Here is a 14,128-nt window from a genome sequence, read left to right as displayed (position 1 = left end):
GACACTTTCATGACCACTGAGGGCTTTTTCATCCATGCCCTCGTTATTTTTCCCCTCTTCTGCAGGGTTTTATTTCATATGATCAAATCGTTGCGTCCTCTCTTTCTTGCCGGCCTTATTCTGCCCCTGCCCCTGGCCCTGCCGGTTGCCGCTGCCACCATCAACACCGCCCTCACCCCCAACGTCGAAAAAGCCCTCAAGGCCAGCAAGCTGCAGCCGACCGCGCTGTCGCTGGTGATGATCCCGCTCGACGGCCCGGGCAATCCGACCGTGTACAACGCCGATGTCTCGGTCAACCCGGCCTCGACCATGAAACTGGTCACCACCTACGCCTCGCTGGAAATGCTCGGCCCCAACCATCAGTGGAAAACCGAGTTCTACACCGACGGCGACCTGAGCGGCGGCATCCTCAACGGCAACCTCTACCTCAAGGGTGGCGGCGATCCGAAGCTGAACATGGAAAAACTCTGGCTGCTGATGCGCGACCTGCGCGCCAACGGCGTGACCCAGGTCACCGGCGACCTGATCCTCGACCGCAGCTTCTTCATCCAGCCGCAACTGCCGGAATTCAACGACGACGGCAACGACGAGAACAAGCCGTTTCTGGTCAAACCGGATTCCCTGCTGGTCAACCTCAAGGCCCTGCGCTTCGTCGCGCGCAATGACGGTGGCCGGGTGTTGATCTCGGTGGAACCGCCGATTGCCAGCGTGCGCATCGAAAACACGGTCAAGGCCCTCAACTCCAAGCAGTGCACCGGTGGCGTGCGCTACAACCCGGTGACCCAGCCTGATGGCAGCGTGACCGTGACCGTCGCTGGTCAGTTGGGCGAAGGCTGCAGCTCGCAGACTTATCTGTCGCTGCTCGACCACGCGACCTACACCGCCGGTGCCGTGCGCGCGATCTGGAAAGAACTGGGCGGCAGCATCCAGGGCAAGGATCGCCTCGCCGCGACCCCGAGCAGCGCCAAACTGCTGGCCCGCGCCTACTCGCCGGATCTGGCGGAAATCATCCGCGATATCAACAAATACAGTAACAACACCATGGCCCAGCAGCTGTTCCTGAGCCTCGGTCAGAAGTACCGCAACGAAGCCGACGGTGACGACGCCAAGGCCGCACAACGCGTAGTCCGCCAGTGGCTGGCGAAGAAAGGCATCACCGCGCCGCACCTGGTGATGGAAAACGGCTCCGGGCTGTCGCGCGCCGAACGCGTCAGCGCCCGCGAGATGGCCAACATGCTGCAAGCCGCCTGGCACAGCCCATACGCTGCCGAGTACATCAGCTCGCTGCCGATTGCCGGTACCGACGGCACCATGCGCAAACGCCTGAAAACCACCGCGATGCGTGGCGAAGCCCACGTCAAGACCGGCACCCTGAACACCGTGCGCGCCATCGCCGGCTTCAGCCGGGACGTCAACGGCAATACCTGGGCGGTGGTGGCGATCCTCAACGACAAGGCCCCGTTCGGCGCGTCGTCTGTGCTGGATCAGGTGCTGCTGGATCTGTACAAGCAGCCGCGTTTGCCACAGACCGCTTCGGCGCTGTAATACGATCCTGCGAACACCACCAAACCCTGTGGGAGCTGGCTTGCCAGCGATAGCGGAATGTCAGCCACCAAAGATGCTGACCGAAACGCCCCTATCGCTGGCAAGCCAGCTCCCACAGGATTGTGGTGTATTGAATCTCAGCTCATCTGCTCCACCCGATCCCTACCACCCTGCTTCGCCGCATACACCCCCGAATCCGCCCGCAGCAACAGCGCATCCGCGCCTTCCCCCGGACGCCAGCTGGCGATGCCGAAACTGGCCGTCACCACCCCGACCACGTCCACCGGCGCGCTGCGCAGGCCTTGCCACAACTCCACCGCCAGCATGTACGCATGTTCGCCGTCGATGTCCGGGCACAGCACCATGAATTCCTCGCCACCGAGACGACAGAACACGTCGGTCCGCCGCAAGCGATGGCCGATGCGCTCGCACACCGCCTGCAGCACCCGATCGCCGACGGCATGGCCGTACTGGTCGTTGATGCGTTTGAAGTGATCGATGTCGAGCATGATCACCGACAGCTCACCGCCGCCGCGCTCGACCCGGGCCATTTCGGTGGTCAAGCGTTCCTGGAAGTAGCGGCGGTTGTGGATGCCGGTCAGCGAGTCGGTGACCGACAGCGCCCGCAGTTCCTCCTCCACCCGTTTCAAGTCGGAAATGTCCGAGATGTAGCCGTGCCACAGCACGCCGCCGCCCGGCAGTTCCTCCGGCGTCGCCTCGCCGCGTACCCAGCGCAGGCCGCGCTCGGGCAACTGCACACGGTATTCCTCGCGCCATGGGCTGAGGCTGTCCGCCGAAGTACGGATCGAGCTGCGCACCCGCGAGACGTCTTGTGGATGGATGCGGGTAAAAATCGCCTCGGCATTGAGCAGCAGCACGTCGGGCTCCAGCTCGTAGATCTCGCGGATGCCGTCGCTGGCATAAATCACGCTGAAGCGCCCGTCGAATTCCATCTTGAACTGGTAGATGCCGCCGGGCACGTGGGCGCTGAGCTTTTTCAGCAATACATCCCGCGCCGCCAGCGCCTCGTGCACGCGCTTGCGCTCGGTGATGTCGATGCAGATCGCCAGATGCCCGACCCACAACCCCTGCTCATCCAGTACCGGGGTGGCGAGCATGTTCACCGGCAGATGACTGCCGTCGCGGCGTACCAGCGTCCATTCGCGCGCCTCATGACCGCCGACCTCGCCGCCCTCGACCAGCATCGCGTGGCAGGTCGGAATGCTCTTGCCGTAACGCGCACTCAACTCCGCCGAACGCGCGGCCAGTTCTCGCGGCAGATGCAGGTTTTCCAGGGTCATGTGGCCGACCACATCGGCGCTGCTATAGCCGAGCATTTGTTCCGCGCCGGGGTTGAAGGTGTTGATCACCCCGCGCAGATCCGTGGCAATGATCGCCACCTGGGTCGCGGCATTCAGCACGCCTCGCAACTGACCGTGGGTGCCGCGCAATTCCTGCTCGCGGGCGTGCAGTTCCTGGGTACGCAGTTCGACCATGCGCAAGGCGCGCTGGCGTTGACTGACCAGCACGTAGAGCAGTGCGCTGAGCAACAGACTCAGCAGCGCCCCCAGCACCACCAGGCTGCTGATTGACGAATGGTTGGCCTGCAGAAACGCTTCGCTGGGCTGAATGTCCACTTGATAATCATGGTCGGCCATGCGAACCAAACGTGTGGCCGACAGGTCGCTGGCCCCGGCCTTGTTGGCGGACTCGTAGAGCACTTCATGCTGATCGTCGGTGGACAGGTCGAGAATACGCACCGTGAGGAAATCCTGGGTTTCCTCCGGCAGTCCGTCGGCCAGCAACTGCTGCATGCTGATCACCGCCATCACGTACCCTTGCGCAGAACCTTTCGCCGCGCCCTCCTCGGTGACCGGCGCCAGCAGCAAGACGCCCCGGGCATAGGCCGGATCAATTCCCACCAGATGCAACGGCTGCGACACCGCCATGTGCCCGCTGCGATCGGCGCGTTCCAGCGTCGCCCGGCGCAACGGTTGTGCCAGCAGGTCATAGCCCAGCGGGGTGGGCAAGCGGCTCTGGCTCTGGGTGTAGATCACCGGAACGTATTCGGGACGATCACCGGCGGTCTGCAACTGGCCGTCAGCATTCAGCTCGCGAAAGGTGAAGGTGCTGAACCCTTCGCTACGCACCGCTTGTTCGATCGCCGGACGCTCGGCACGGCTGACCCGCGGCGCATAAGAATAGGCCTGGGTGCGTAACAGAAGCGGTTTGGCATAGCCGTCGAATTCGCTGCGCGAAACCGAATCGGAATTGGCGAAAAAACGGCGCAGACCATCGAGACGCTGTTCCTGATCCTGGAAACGTTCTTCGATGCGGCTGTAACGCTCATTGGCCAGCAGCTGAAAGCGTTGGCGCAGTTGATGGTGAAACTGATTGAGGGTGGCCCAGGCGAGCAGCCCCGTGAGAATCCCGCCGGCGAGCAATACCAGTATCGCGACCAGCCAGGCCGAGACGTCTTCACTGATAAAACCCAGAATCTTTGGGCGCACGGGGTGCAACGACATAGGGGCAACTCACGACGCCATTGTTTCGGGGGAAAACCCATTGGCCATGCGTTGAGTTATAGCTATTAGCCATTAATTTGGCTAGCACTGATCGGATCCAAGAGCCTTTAAAAATCAAGGCTCTGTGGATCCAACCACGGCAAGTGTCAACGCGCCGTGATTTTCCAGGCGCGGTGAATCCTGGTATTGCGGGCGAAATCCGGATCAATGGTCTGCGCGCTGATTTCCTCGACTGCGTAACGCTCGGCAAGGTTCTCCTCCAGCTGGAACTTGCGGAAGTTGTTGGAGAAGTACAGCACACCGCCCGGGGCCAGGCGCGCCATGGCCAGGTCGATCAACTGCACCTGGTCACGCTGCACGTCAAAGATGCCTTCCATGCGCTTGGAGTTGGAGAAGGTCGGCGGGTCGATGAAGATCAGGTCGTACTCATCGCGGCTGCTTTCCAGCCATGCCATCACGTCGCCCTGCTCCAGACGGTTCTTGTCGGAGAAGCCGTTCAGCGACAGGTTGCGCCGCGCCCAGTCGAGGTAAGTCTTCGACAGGTCGACGCTGGTGGTGCTGCGCGCACCGCCCTTGGCCGCGTGCACACTGGCGGTCGCGGTGTAGCAGAACAGATTGAGGAAGCGCTTGCCGGCGGCCTCTTTCTGAATGCGCATGCGCATGGGCCGGTGATCGAGGAACAGCCCGGTGTCGAGGTAGTCGGTGAGGTTCACCAGCAGCTTGACGCCGCCTTCATTGACCTCATTGAACTTGCCCTGCGCGGCCTGACGCTCGTACTGCTTGGTGCCGCTCTGGCGCTCGCGGCGTTTGACCACCACGCGATTCTTGTCGACGTTCAGCGCCTGCGGGATCGCGGCCAGGGCGTCGAACATGCGTGCCGAGGCCTTTTCCGGATCGATCGACTTCGGCGCGGCGTACTCCTGCACGTGCACCCAGTCGTGATACAGGTCGATGGCCATGGCATATTCCGGCATGTCGGCATCGTAGACGCGGTAGCAGTCGATGCCTTCGCGCTTGACCCACTTGCTCATTGCCTTGAGGTTTTTCTGCAGGCGGTTGGCAAACATCTGCCCGCCTTCGCTCAGGCGCGGCTGCTCGATCACCGGGGCCGGGGCTGGCGTCGGTTTGATCGGGTTGCCGTTCTTGTTGAACTTGCGCTCTTGCGGCTCGTTCGGGGTTTGATCGTAAGCGGCTTGCTCACGCTCGGCCTGACGCTGTTCCGGGGTCCGCCGCTCGCCGGTGACGAACTGATCCGGCAGCACTTTGATCAACAGCAGTTTGCACGGCAACGCGCCGTTCCAGAACGAATACTGTTTGTGGCTGCGAATGCCCATGCGCTTGCCCAGATCCGGCGCGCCGGTGAACACCGCCGCTTCCCAGTTCAGGCAGGCCTGACGCAGGCGCTCGCCAAGGTTCTGATAGAGGTAAAGCAGGCTGGCTTCGTCGCCCAGACGCTCGCCGTACGGCGGGTTGCAGATCACCAGACCTTTCTGGTTCTGGTCCGGACGCGGCTCGAAGGTCGCGACTTCGCCCTGATAGATCTTGATCCACTCGCTCAGACCGGCGCGCTCGACGTTGTTGCGACCCGGTTGAATCAGGCGCGGGTCGGCTTCGTAACCGCGAATCCACAACGGCGGCTTGGCCAGACCGGCAGCGGCACGCTCGACGGCTTCTTCATGGAGTTTTTTCCACAGCGCCGGGACGTGCCCCAGCCAGGCGGTGAAGCCCCACTGCTCACGGCGCAGGTTCGGCGCCATGTCGGCGGCGATCATCCCCGCTTCGACGAGAAACGTACCGACACCGCACATCGGGTCAGCCAGCGCGCCGCCTTCGGCCGCAATGCGCGGCCAGCCGGAACGGATCAGGATCGCTGCGGCGAGGTTTTCCTTCAGCGGTGCCGCGCCCTGCTGCAGGCGGTAACCGCGCTGGTGCAGGCTGTGACCGGACAGGTCGAGGGACAAAATAGCTTCGCCGCGATCCAGGCGCAGGTGAATGCGCAGATCCGGGTTGAGCTTGTCGATTGACGGACGGTCGCCTTGCGGGGTACGCAGTTTGTCGACGATGGCGTCTTTGACTTTCAGCGCGCCGAAGTGGGTGTTGTCGATGCCCGAGCCGTGGCCGCTGAATTCGACGGCCAGAGTGCCGTCGGCGAGCATGTGATCCTGCCACTCGACGTCAAGCACGCCGTGGTACAGCTCTTCAGCGTCTTTCATCGGGAAGCGCTTGAGCACCAGCAGCACCCGGTTGGCCAGACGCGACCACAGGCACAGGCGATAAGCGGTTTCCATGGTCGCCATGCCACGCACGGCGGAGGTGTGCTCGCGGGCCTCTTCAAGGCCAAGCCCGACGGCTTCCTCGATGAGCAGGCCTTCAAGGCCTTTGGGGCAAGTGAGGAAGAGTTCGAAACGATCGGACATGGTATTTCCAGAGCCTTTGGCTAGTGAACCGGCAACGCATTGCCGATCCGGTTTTCAATCAGGCGCTTTTCCAAAAGAACGCCCGCGTGGCACGAAGGTGTGCCGTTCCATCCCCGCTGCTCGGGTTAAAAGAGCTTAGATGCCGGGACAGATAAAAAAGTTGATGAAACAAAAAGTCTTAAAGCGACCCTTCGTCGCATATTACCCCAGCGTAAACGTGGGTCATTCTCACTAAAGGATTAACCCCATCATCCAGCGCGGGGCTGATCATACCGGGGTTTGCTGCAGAAACCTTCATGAAACCCGTAGTTACTTATGGCTGTAGCACTACTTTCGTTACGTCCTTATGACAAAACGATCATTCCCTCGCTGTGACTCATTGGTTAGAACTGACCACAGGTTGACGTCGCAACGGCGTCAACACCTTGGCTCGCCACGCCGGCAGCGAGCCGCCCAACGGCAGAGTTTTTTCTGCCAGACCTCGATTGAGGTCAACGCGACGAAAACAGTCAACAAGTGAGGGAAACACCCTATGAGAAGACTTAAGCGTGATCCGTTGGAAAGAGCATTTTTGCGCGGATATCAATATGGCGTTGGTGGCAAATCCCGCGAGCTTTGCCCATTTACTCTACCGTCGGTACGTCAAGCCTGGATCAACGGCTGGCGAGAAGGACGCGGCGACAACTGGGACGGTATGACCGGCACTGCGGGGATCCACAGACTCAACGAACTTCACGCCGTCGGCTGACACAGGGCACTTATTGCAACACGACAATCTGAATTTCTAGCGACTTACCATGCACGTCCTTCCCGGACGGCGGGCTACGGCCCAGGGGCTCCTTCGAGGAGCCCTTTTTTATGCTTGCCCCGGACGATACAGATCCCTGTGGCGAGGGGATTCATCCCCGATGGGCTGCGAAGCGGCCCCGAATCCATCCACCCAAGTGCGCCAGGCGAACGGCGGACGCAAATTTTACGACTGCTGCGCAGCCGATCGGGGATAAATCCCCTCGCCACAGAACCCTCAGAAAACCTCAGCGCAGCGCGGCGATCGCGTCTACCGCTTCACGAATCAAGGCCGGACCCTTATAGATGAAGCCCGAGTAAATCTGCACCAGGCTCGCACCCGCCACGATCTTCTCGGCCGCATGCTTGCCCTCGGTGATGCCGCCAGCGGCAATGATCGGCAAGCGCCCCCCCAGCTCAGCCGCCAACACCTTCACGGTATGGGTGCTCTTGTCGCGCACCGGGGCGCCGGACAGACCGCCCGCTTCGTCACCGTGCTCCATGCCTTCGACGCCGACGCGACTCAGGGTGGTGTTGGTGGCGATCACCGCGTCCATCCCGGTTTCGATCAATGCCTGAGCCACTTGCGCGGTCTCTTCGTCGGTCATGTCCGGGGCGATCTTGATCGCCAGCGGTACATGTTTGCCGTGGCGCAGGGCCAGTTCGGCGCGGCGCGTGGCCAGGTCCGCCAGCAACTGCTTGAGCGAATCACCGAACTGCAGACTGCGCAGGCCCGGGGTGTTCGGCGAGCTGACGTTGACCGTGACATAGCTGGCGTGGGCATACACCTTGTCCAGGCAAATCAGGTAGTCATCCACGGCGCGCTCGACCGGGGTGTCGAAGTTCTTGCCGATGTTGATCCCCAGCACGCCCTTGTATTTGGCTGCAGCGACCCGCGCCAGCAGGTTATCCACACCGAGGTTGTTGAAGCCCATGCGATTGATGATCGCCTCGGCCTCCGGCAGGCGGAAGATCCGTGGTTTCGGGTTGCCCGGCTGCGGACGCGGGGTCACGGTGCCGATTTCGACAAAGCCGAAACCCAGTTGCGAGAAACCGTCGATGGCCGCGCCATTCTTGTCCAGACCGGCCGCCAGACCCACCGGATTCGGGAAGTCCAGGCCCATGACCGTCACCGGCAGGTTCGCCGGCTTCTTGCACAGCAAGCCGTTGAGGCCCAAACGCCCACCCGCGCCGATCAGATCCAGCGACAGATCGTGGGAGGTTTCCGCGGAAAGTTTGAACAACAGCTGACGGGCCAGGGTGTACATGGGCGGCGATGACTCGGGCGGCGAAAAGAGGCGGCGATTATAGCCGGGCATCGCCCCCCGGCGCGAGGCGCACAGGCAAATCAGCCTGGCTGGCATATGCCTTGCACTTTTAGGGTATCAGCCCACAGGCCAATGGCGGCGTGCGGGCACGGACAATGGCGTCGTTCGGAGGTTTTGCCTTAGCAAAGCCTGGGACGGCGTTTTTTTTGAGGGTGGCTTTATATGAGTGATTCATCCGTCGGGCCACTGGCCTGGGTCAATGGCAGTGATGCCCCGGAAAAAAGCGTGGTCAATCTCGGCTTCATGGCCTTGAGCGACTGCGCCTCGGTGATCGTGGCCGCCACACAAGGCTTCGCCCAGCCTTACGGCCTGACGATCAACCTCAAGCGTCAGGCGTCCTGGGCGACCTTGCGCGACAAACTGGTCAGCGGTGAACTGGATGTCGCCCACAGCCTGTACGGGCTGATTTACGCGGTGCATCTGGGTATCGGTGGCGTGGCGCCGAGCGACATGGCGGTGCTGATGGGGCTGAACCAGAACGGCCAGAGCCTCAACCTGTCCCACGGTTTACAGCAACTGGGCGTGACCAGTCCTGAAGCGCTGGATCGGCACGCGCACCAAACCCGCGCAAAACTGACCTTCGCCCAGACTTTCCCCACCGGTACCCACGCGATGTGGCTGTATTACTGGCTGGCGAGTCAGGGCATTCATCCGTTGCAGGACGTCGACAGCGTGGTGGTGCCGCCGCCGCAAATGGTCGCGCACCTGCAAGCCGGGCGCATCGATGGTTTCTGCGTCGGTGAGCCGTGGGCGGCGGCCGCCGTGCAACAGGATCTGGGGTTCACCCTGGCGACCAGCCAGAGCATCTGGCCCGATCATCCGGAGAAAGTCCTCGGCTGCACCCGCGCGTTCGTCGAGCAATACCCCAACAGCGCCCGGGCGCTGGTAATGGCGATTCTCGAGGCCAGCCGTTTCATTGAACAAAGCGCGGAAAACCGCCGCAGCACCGCGCAGTTGCTGAGCGCCCCGGAATATCTCGACGCCCCGCTGTCCTGCATCGAACCGCGTTTTCTCGGGGATTACGCCGACGGCCTCGGCAATCGCTGGCAGGACCCGCACGCCTTGCGTTTTCACGGCAACGGCGAGGTGAATTTGCCGTATCTGTCCGACGGCATGTGGTTCATGACCCAATTCCGTCGCTGGGGCCTGTTGCGCGAGGACCCTGATTACCTCGCGGTGGCCCGCCAGGTTCAGCAACTGGACATCTACCGCGAAGCCGCCACCGCCGTTGGTGTCGCCGCGTGGGGCAAGGAGATGCGCAGCAGCCAGTTGCTCGATGGCAAAGTCTGGGATGGCAGCGATCCGGCCGCTTACGCCCGCAGTTTCAAGCTGCACGCCCTGAGCGACGCCGCTCCTCTGCTCGCCCGCCGCTGACAGGAGACCGCCAATATGCTGCGCATTCTGCTGATCAACGACACCGCGAAAAAAGTCGGGCGCCTGAAAGCCGCGCTGACCGAGGCGGGTTTCGAGGTCATCGATGAGTCCGGCCTGACCATCGACCTGCCGGCCCGCGTCGAAACGGTGCGCCCGGACGTGATCCTGATCGATACCGAGTCACCGGGCCGCGATGTGATGGAGCAAGTGGTGCTGGTCAGCCGCGACCAGCCCCGGCCGATCGTGATGTTCACCGACGAACACGACCCGGGGGTGATGCGTCAGGCGATCAAGTCCGGGGTCAGCGCCTACATCGTCGAAGGCATCCACGCCCAGCGCCTGCAGCCGATTCTCGATGTGGCCATGGCCCGCTTCGAAAGCGATCAGGCCTTGCGCGCGCAACTGCTGGCCCGCGACCAGCAACTGGCCGAGCGCAAACGCATCGAGCTGGCCAAAGGGCTGCTGATGAAAATGAAGGACTGCAACGAAGAAGAGGCCTACACCCTGATGCGCCGCCAGGCCATGAGCCGTCAGCAGAAACTGATTCAGGTGGCGGAGCAGATCATTGCCATGAGTGAGTTGCTCGGCTGATTGAAGAGCAAAAGATCGCAGCCTTCGGCAGCTCCTACAAAGGCACGCAATTTCCTGTAGGAGCTGCCGAAGGCTGCGATCTTTTGATCCTTGGCACAAATCTGGCTAAGCATTCAGCACAGGTAACCAACGGCGGTTGCCCCACCCACGACAAAGACGTCGCTCACCCCGCTCGCCCCATCGGCGAACCAGGTAGCGGCGTTTTTGCGTTTTGGCCCCACAGCCCGGGGCCGGTGGTGCGGCCGTGGCGGCGCTCCACCTGCTGTGACTCCTTTCGAGACTCTTTTCAGCTGAGGTGCGCGATGAATTCAAGCTTCTGGAAATCCGGCCACACCCCGACCCTGTTCGCAGCGTTCCTGTATTTCGACCTGAGCTTCATGGTCTGGTACCTGCTCGGCCCATTGGCGGTGCAGATCGCCGCCGACCTGCACCTGAGCACCCAACAACGCGGGCTGGTGGTGGCGACGCCGATACTCGCCGGTGCGGTGCTGCGCTTTGTGATGGGCATGCTGGCCGATCGTCTGTCGCCGAAGACCGCCGGGCTGATCGGCCAGGTGATCGTGATCTGCGCGCTGTTCGGCGCGTGGAAACTCGGTATCCACAGTTACGAACAGGCGCTGCTGCTGGGGCTGTTCCTCGGCATGGCCGGCGCCTCGTTTGCTGTGGCCCTGCCGCTGGCCTCGCAATGGTATCCGCCACAACATCAAGGCAAGGCGATGGGCATCGCTGGCGCCGGTAACTCCGGCACCGTGTTCGCCGCGCTGATCGCCCCGGTGCTGGCCGCGTCGTTCGGCTGGAGCAACGTGTTCGGTTTCGCCCTGATTCCGTTGATCCTGACGCTGGTGCTGTTCGCCTGGCTGGCGAAAAACGCCCCGCAGCGGCCCAAGGCCAAAGCCATGGCCGACTACTTCAAGGCCCTCGGCGACCGTGACAGTTGGTGGTTCATGTTTTTCTACAGCGTCACCTTCGGCGGCTTCATCGGCCTGGCCAGCGCCCTGCCCGGCTACTTTAACGATCAGTACGGCCTGAGCCCGGTAACCGCCGGTTACTACACCGCTGCCTGTGTGTTCGGTGGCAGCCTGATGCGCCCGCTGGGTGGTGCGCTGGCGGATCGTTTCGGCGGCATCCGCACCTTGCTGGCGATGTACACCGTGGCGGCGATCTGCATCGCCGCCGTCGGTTTCAACCTGCCCAGTTCCTACGCCGCCCTGGCGCTGTTCGTCTGCACCATGCTCGGGCTCGGCGCCGGCAATGGCGCGGTGTTCCAGTTGGTGCCGCAACGCTTCCGTCTGGAGATCGGCGTGATGACCGGACTGATCGGCATGGCCGGTGGCATTGGCGGCTTTGCCCTGGCGGCCGGCATGGGCGCGATCAAGCAAAGCACCGGCAGCTATCAACTGGCGCTGTGGTTGTTCGCCAGCCTCGGCGTGTTGGCGTGGTTCGGCCTGCACGGGGTCAAGCGGCGTTGGAGAACCACTTGGGGTTCGGCGGCGGCCACTGCTGCGCGCGTGTGAGGCGGCAATGCCCCTGCAACTGAGCTTTGCCCAGGCCAGCGCCACCGGACCGCGCGCGGAAAACCAGGACGCCCTGCGCCTGGTGACACCCGCCCCGGCGCTGGCCGCGAGCAAAGGCTATCTGGTCGCCATCGCCGACGGTGTCAGCCAGTGCGCCGACGGCGGCCTGGCCGCACGCTCGACCCTGCAAGCACTGGCGCTGGACTACTACGCCACGCCGCAAACCTGGAGCGTGGCCCAGGCACTGGATCGCCTGCTGCTCGCACAAAACCGCTGGTTACAGGCCAACGGCGGCGGACAGCCACTGCTCACCACCGTCAGCGCGCTCATCCTGCGCGGCCAGCGTTTCACCCTGGCCCACGTCGGCGATTGCCGGGTCTATCGCTGGCACGCCGACGCTTTGCAGCGGATTTCGCAGGACCATGTCTGGGAGCAGCCGGGCATGCAGCACGTGCTCAAGCGTGCGCTGGGGCTGGATCAGCATCTGGTGCTGGACTTTCTCGACGGCGAGTTGCGCGAGGGTGAATGTTTCGTGCTGCTCAGCGACGGCGTGTGGTCGACCTTGGGCGATACCGCGATTGCAGCGATCCTGCGCGATCAACCGAATCTCGACAGCGCCGCACACACGCTGGTCAACGCCGCGCATCTGGCCGGCAGCCAGGACAACGCCAGTGCTCTGCTGGTGCGGGTCGATGCGCTGGGTGAAGCGAGTATTGGCGACGCGCTGATCCATTTGCAGCAATGGCCACTGCCGCCAGCGTTGAAAACCGCGCAGCTGTTCGAAGGCTGGCAGGTGCAGGGCGTTGTCGCCCAGAGCCAGCAATCGCTGCTGTATCGCGTGCTGGACGGGCAAGGTCGGAGCTGGTTGTTGAAAACCCTGCCGCCACGGCTGGCCGATGATCCACAGGCCGGGCAAGCCTTGTTGTCGGAAGAATGGTTCCTCAGGCGTGTCGCCGGGCGGCATTTTCCTGAAGTCCACAGCGGCACCCAGCGTCAGCATTTGTACTACGTGATGCGCGAATATTCCGGGATGACCCTGGCGCGGCTGTTTCAACACAGCAGCCCGTTACCGTTGGCACAGTGGCAGGACATTGCCGAGCGTCTGTTGCGGGCGGTGGGCCTGCTGCATCGACGGCAGATTCTGCACCGCGACATCAAACCGGAGAATCTGCACCTGGGCGACGATGGCGAGTTGCGCCTGCTGGATTTCGGTCTGGCGTATTGCCCCGGTCTGTCCGAAGACGCACCGTCAACGCTGCCGGGAACCCCGAGTTATATCGCCCCGGAAGCGTTTCGCGGCGAGCCACCGAGTGCGCAACAGGATCTGTACGCGGTGGGCGTGACCTTGTATTTCCTGCTCACGGGGCATTTTCCCTATGGCGAAATCGAAGCCTTTCAACGGCCGCGCTTCGGTGTGCCGGTGAGTGCCGGTCGCTACCGCCCGGACGTGCCGGAATGGCTTGCGCAGAGTCTGGAGCGAGGCGTGGCTGCCGATCCGCAACAGCGCTTTGAAACGGCTGAAGAATGGTTGCTGGTGCTGGAGCAAGGCGAACGACGCAGTTTGAGTGTGCGGTCCAGGCCTTTATTGGAGCGCGAGCCGTTGAAGGTCTGGCGGACGGTGGCGTTGTTGGCCCTGCTGGGGAATCTGGTGCTGCTGGTTGTGTTGTTTCACGGCTGAGACCGCGTCGCGTCATTCGCGAGCAGGCTCGCTCCCACAGGGGTTTTGTGAACGACACCGATCCACTGTGGGAGCGAGCCTGTTCGCGAAGAGGCCAGCCCAATCACAGCAATTCTGTCTGCCTGAATGCCCCGCGAACGAGCAACCCGCGTCGATTCGGTGCAAAAAATCCCCGTCTATAACCGCTTTCGCCTAATAAACACGCCATTCTCCCACTTGGCACAACCACTGCATTACCCGTTTCACCATACATAAAGCCCAACCTTCAACGACGAAGGTTGCGCTTCCCGAGAGAACGGGACCAGGACAAAGGCGTCCTCGCTAGGCAACTAGCGGGACGCCTTTTTTTGTTTGCGCAACTTTTGTCGAG

General features: G+C 62.5%; 9 protein-coding genes. 6 read left to right on the top strand and 3 right to left on the bottom strand.

All coding sequences use genetic code 11. The features are described from left to right. Nucleotides 1–78: 78 nt before the first annotated feature. Nucleotides 79–1,545 carry a D-alanyl-D-alanine carboxypeptidase/D-alanyl-D-alanine endopeptidase gene (gene dacB, locus AC193Q_RS01890; RefSeq protein ID WP_121184510.1) on the top strand — a complete coding sequence of 489 codons (1,467 nt, stop codon included), beginning with the start codon at nt 79–81 and terminating at the stop codon, nt 1,543–1,545. Between the two features lie 137 nt (nt 1,546–1,682). On the opposite strand, the gene AC193Q_RS01885 is transcribed toward dacB, so the two are convergent. Further along, complete coding sequence (locus AC193Q_RS01885; protein ID WP_121184508.1) at nt 1,683–4,070, bottom strand: sensor domain-containing diguanylate cyclase; 2,388 nt, start codon at nt 4,068–4,070, stop codon at nt 1,683–1,685. A 146-nt stretch (nt 4,071–4,216) separates the two neighbouring features. Next, nucleotides 4,217–6,487: a bifunctional 23S rRNA (guanine(2069)-N(7))-methyltransferase RlmK/23S rRNA (guanine(2445)-N(2))-methyltransferase RlmL gene (gene rlmKL / locus AC193Q_RS01880; protein WP_121184506.1), complete on the bottom strand. Its 2,271-nt coding sequence runs from the start codon at nt 6,485–6,487 to the stop codon at nt 4,217–4,219. Between the two features lie 532 nt (nt 6,488–7,019). On the opposite strand from rlmKL, the gene rmf reads away from it, so the two are divergent. Then, entirely contained in the window at nt 7,020–7,235 is a 216-nt protein-coding gene (gene rmf, locus AC193Q_RS01875; protein ID WP_003223300.1) for a ribosome modulation factor, read from the top strand. Nucleotides 7,236–7,521: 286 nt separating this feature from the next. Here the strand turns inward: rmf and AC193Q_RS01870 are convergent, their stop codons facing one another. Further along, a complete protein-coding gene (locus AC193Q_RS01870; protein WP_121184504.1) occupies nt 7,522–8,541 on the bottom strand; it encodes a quinone-dependent dihydroorotate dehydrogenase in 1,020 nt (339 codons plus the stop codon). Nucleotides 8,542–8,763: 222 nt separating this feature from the next. Between AC193Q_RS01870 and AC193Q_RS01865 the strand changes: the two genes are divergently transcribed. The 4 genes from AC193Q_RS01865 (at nt 8,764) to AC193Q_RS01850 (ending at nt 13,758) form a co-directional block, all read left to right on the top strand. Beyond that, on the top strand, nt 8,764–9,975 hold the full coding sequence (locus tag AC193Q_RS01865; protein WP_121184502.1) for a CmpA/NrtA family ABC transporter substrate-binding protein: 1,212 nt from the start codon (nt 8,764–8,766) through the stop codon (nt 9,973–9,975). Nucleotides 9,976–9,990: 15 nt separating this feature from the next. Beyond that, nucleotides 9,991–10,566, top strand: a complete 576-nt coding sequence (locus AC193Q_RS01860; RefSeq protein ID WP_047293011.1) for an ANTAR domain-containing response regulator — start codon at nt 9,991–9,993, stop codon at nt 10,564–10,566. Between the two features lie 302 nt (nt 10,567–10,868). Then, a complete protein-coding gene (locus AC193Q_RS01855) occupies nt 10,869–12,080 on the top strand; it encodes a nitrate/nitrite transporter (RefSeq protein ID WP_121184500.1) in 1,212 nt (403 codons plus the stop codon). A 7-nt stretch (nt 12,081–12,087) separates the two neighbouring features. Beyond that, the gene (locus AC193Q_RS01850) at nt 12,088–13,758 is read left to right on the top strand and encodes a bifunctional protein-serine/threonine kinase/phosphatase (protein WP_121184498.1); all 1,671 of its coding nucleotides are present in this window, start codon (nt 12,088–12,090) and stop codon (nt 13,756–13,758) included. Nucleotides 13,759–14,128: the final 370 nt, after the last annotated feature.

Source organism: Pseudomonas sp. F2, from assembly GCF_057174385.1.
The sequence above is the reverse complement of the archived record's forward strand: the minus strand, read 5'-3'. Positions and strand labels throughout refer to the sequence as shown.

Coding starts and splice junctions, on each gene's coding strand:
- AC193Q_RS01860 (WP_047293011.1), top strand. CDS start 9,991: ATGCTGCGCATTCTGCTGATCAACGACACCGCGAAAAAAGTCGGGCGC.
- AC193Q_RS01870 (WP_121184504.1), bottom strand. CDS start 8,541: ATGTACACCCTGGCCCGTCAGCTGTTGTTCAAACTTTCCGCGGAAACC.
- rmf (WP_003223300.1), top strand. CDS start 7,020: ATGAGAAGACTTAAGCGTGATCCGTTGGAAAGAGCATTTTTGCGCGGA.
- AC193Q_RS01850 (WP_121184498.1), top strand. CDS start 12,088: ATGCCCCTGCAACTGAGCTTTGCCCAGGCCAGCGCCACCGGACCGCGC.
- AC193Q_RS01865 (WP_121184502.1), top strand. CDS start 8,764: ATGAGTGATTCATCCGTCGGGCCACTGGCCTGGGTCAATGGCAGTGAT.
- dacB (WP_121184510.1), top strand. CDS start 79: ATGATCAAATCGTTGCGTCCTCTCTTTCTTGCCGGCCTTATTCTGCCC.
- AC193Q_RS01855 (WP_121184500.1), top strand. CDS start 10,869: ATGAATTCAAGCTTCTGGAAATCCGGCCACACCCCGACCCTGTTCGCA.
- rlmKL (WP_121184506.1), bottom strand. CDS start 6,487: ATGTCCGATCGTTTCGAACTCTTCCTCACTTGCCCCAAAGGCCTTGAA.
- AC193Q_RS01885 (WP_121184508.1), bottom strand. CDS start 4,070: ATGTCGTTGCACCCCGTGCGCCCAAAGATTCTGGGTTTTATCAGTGAA.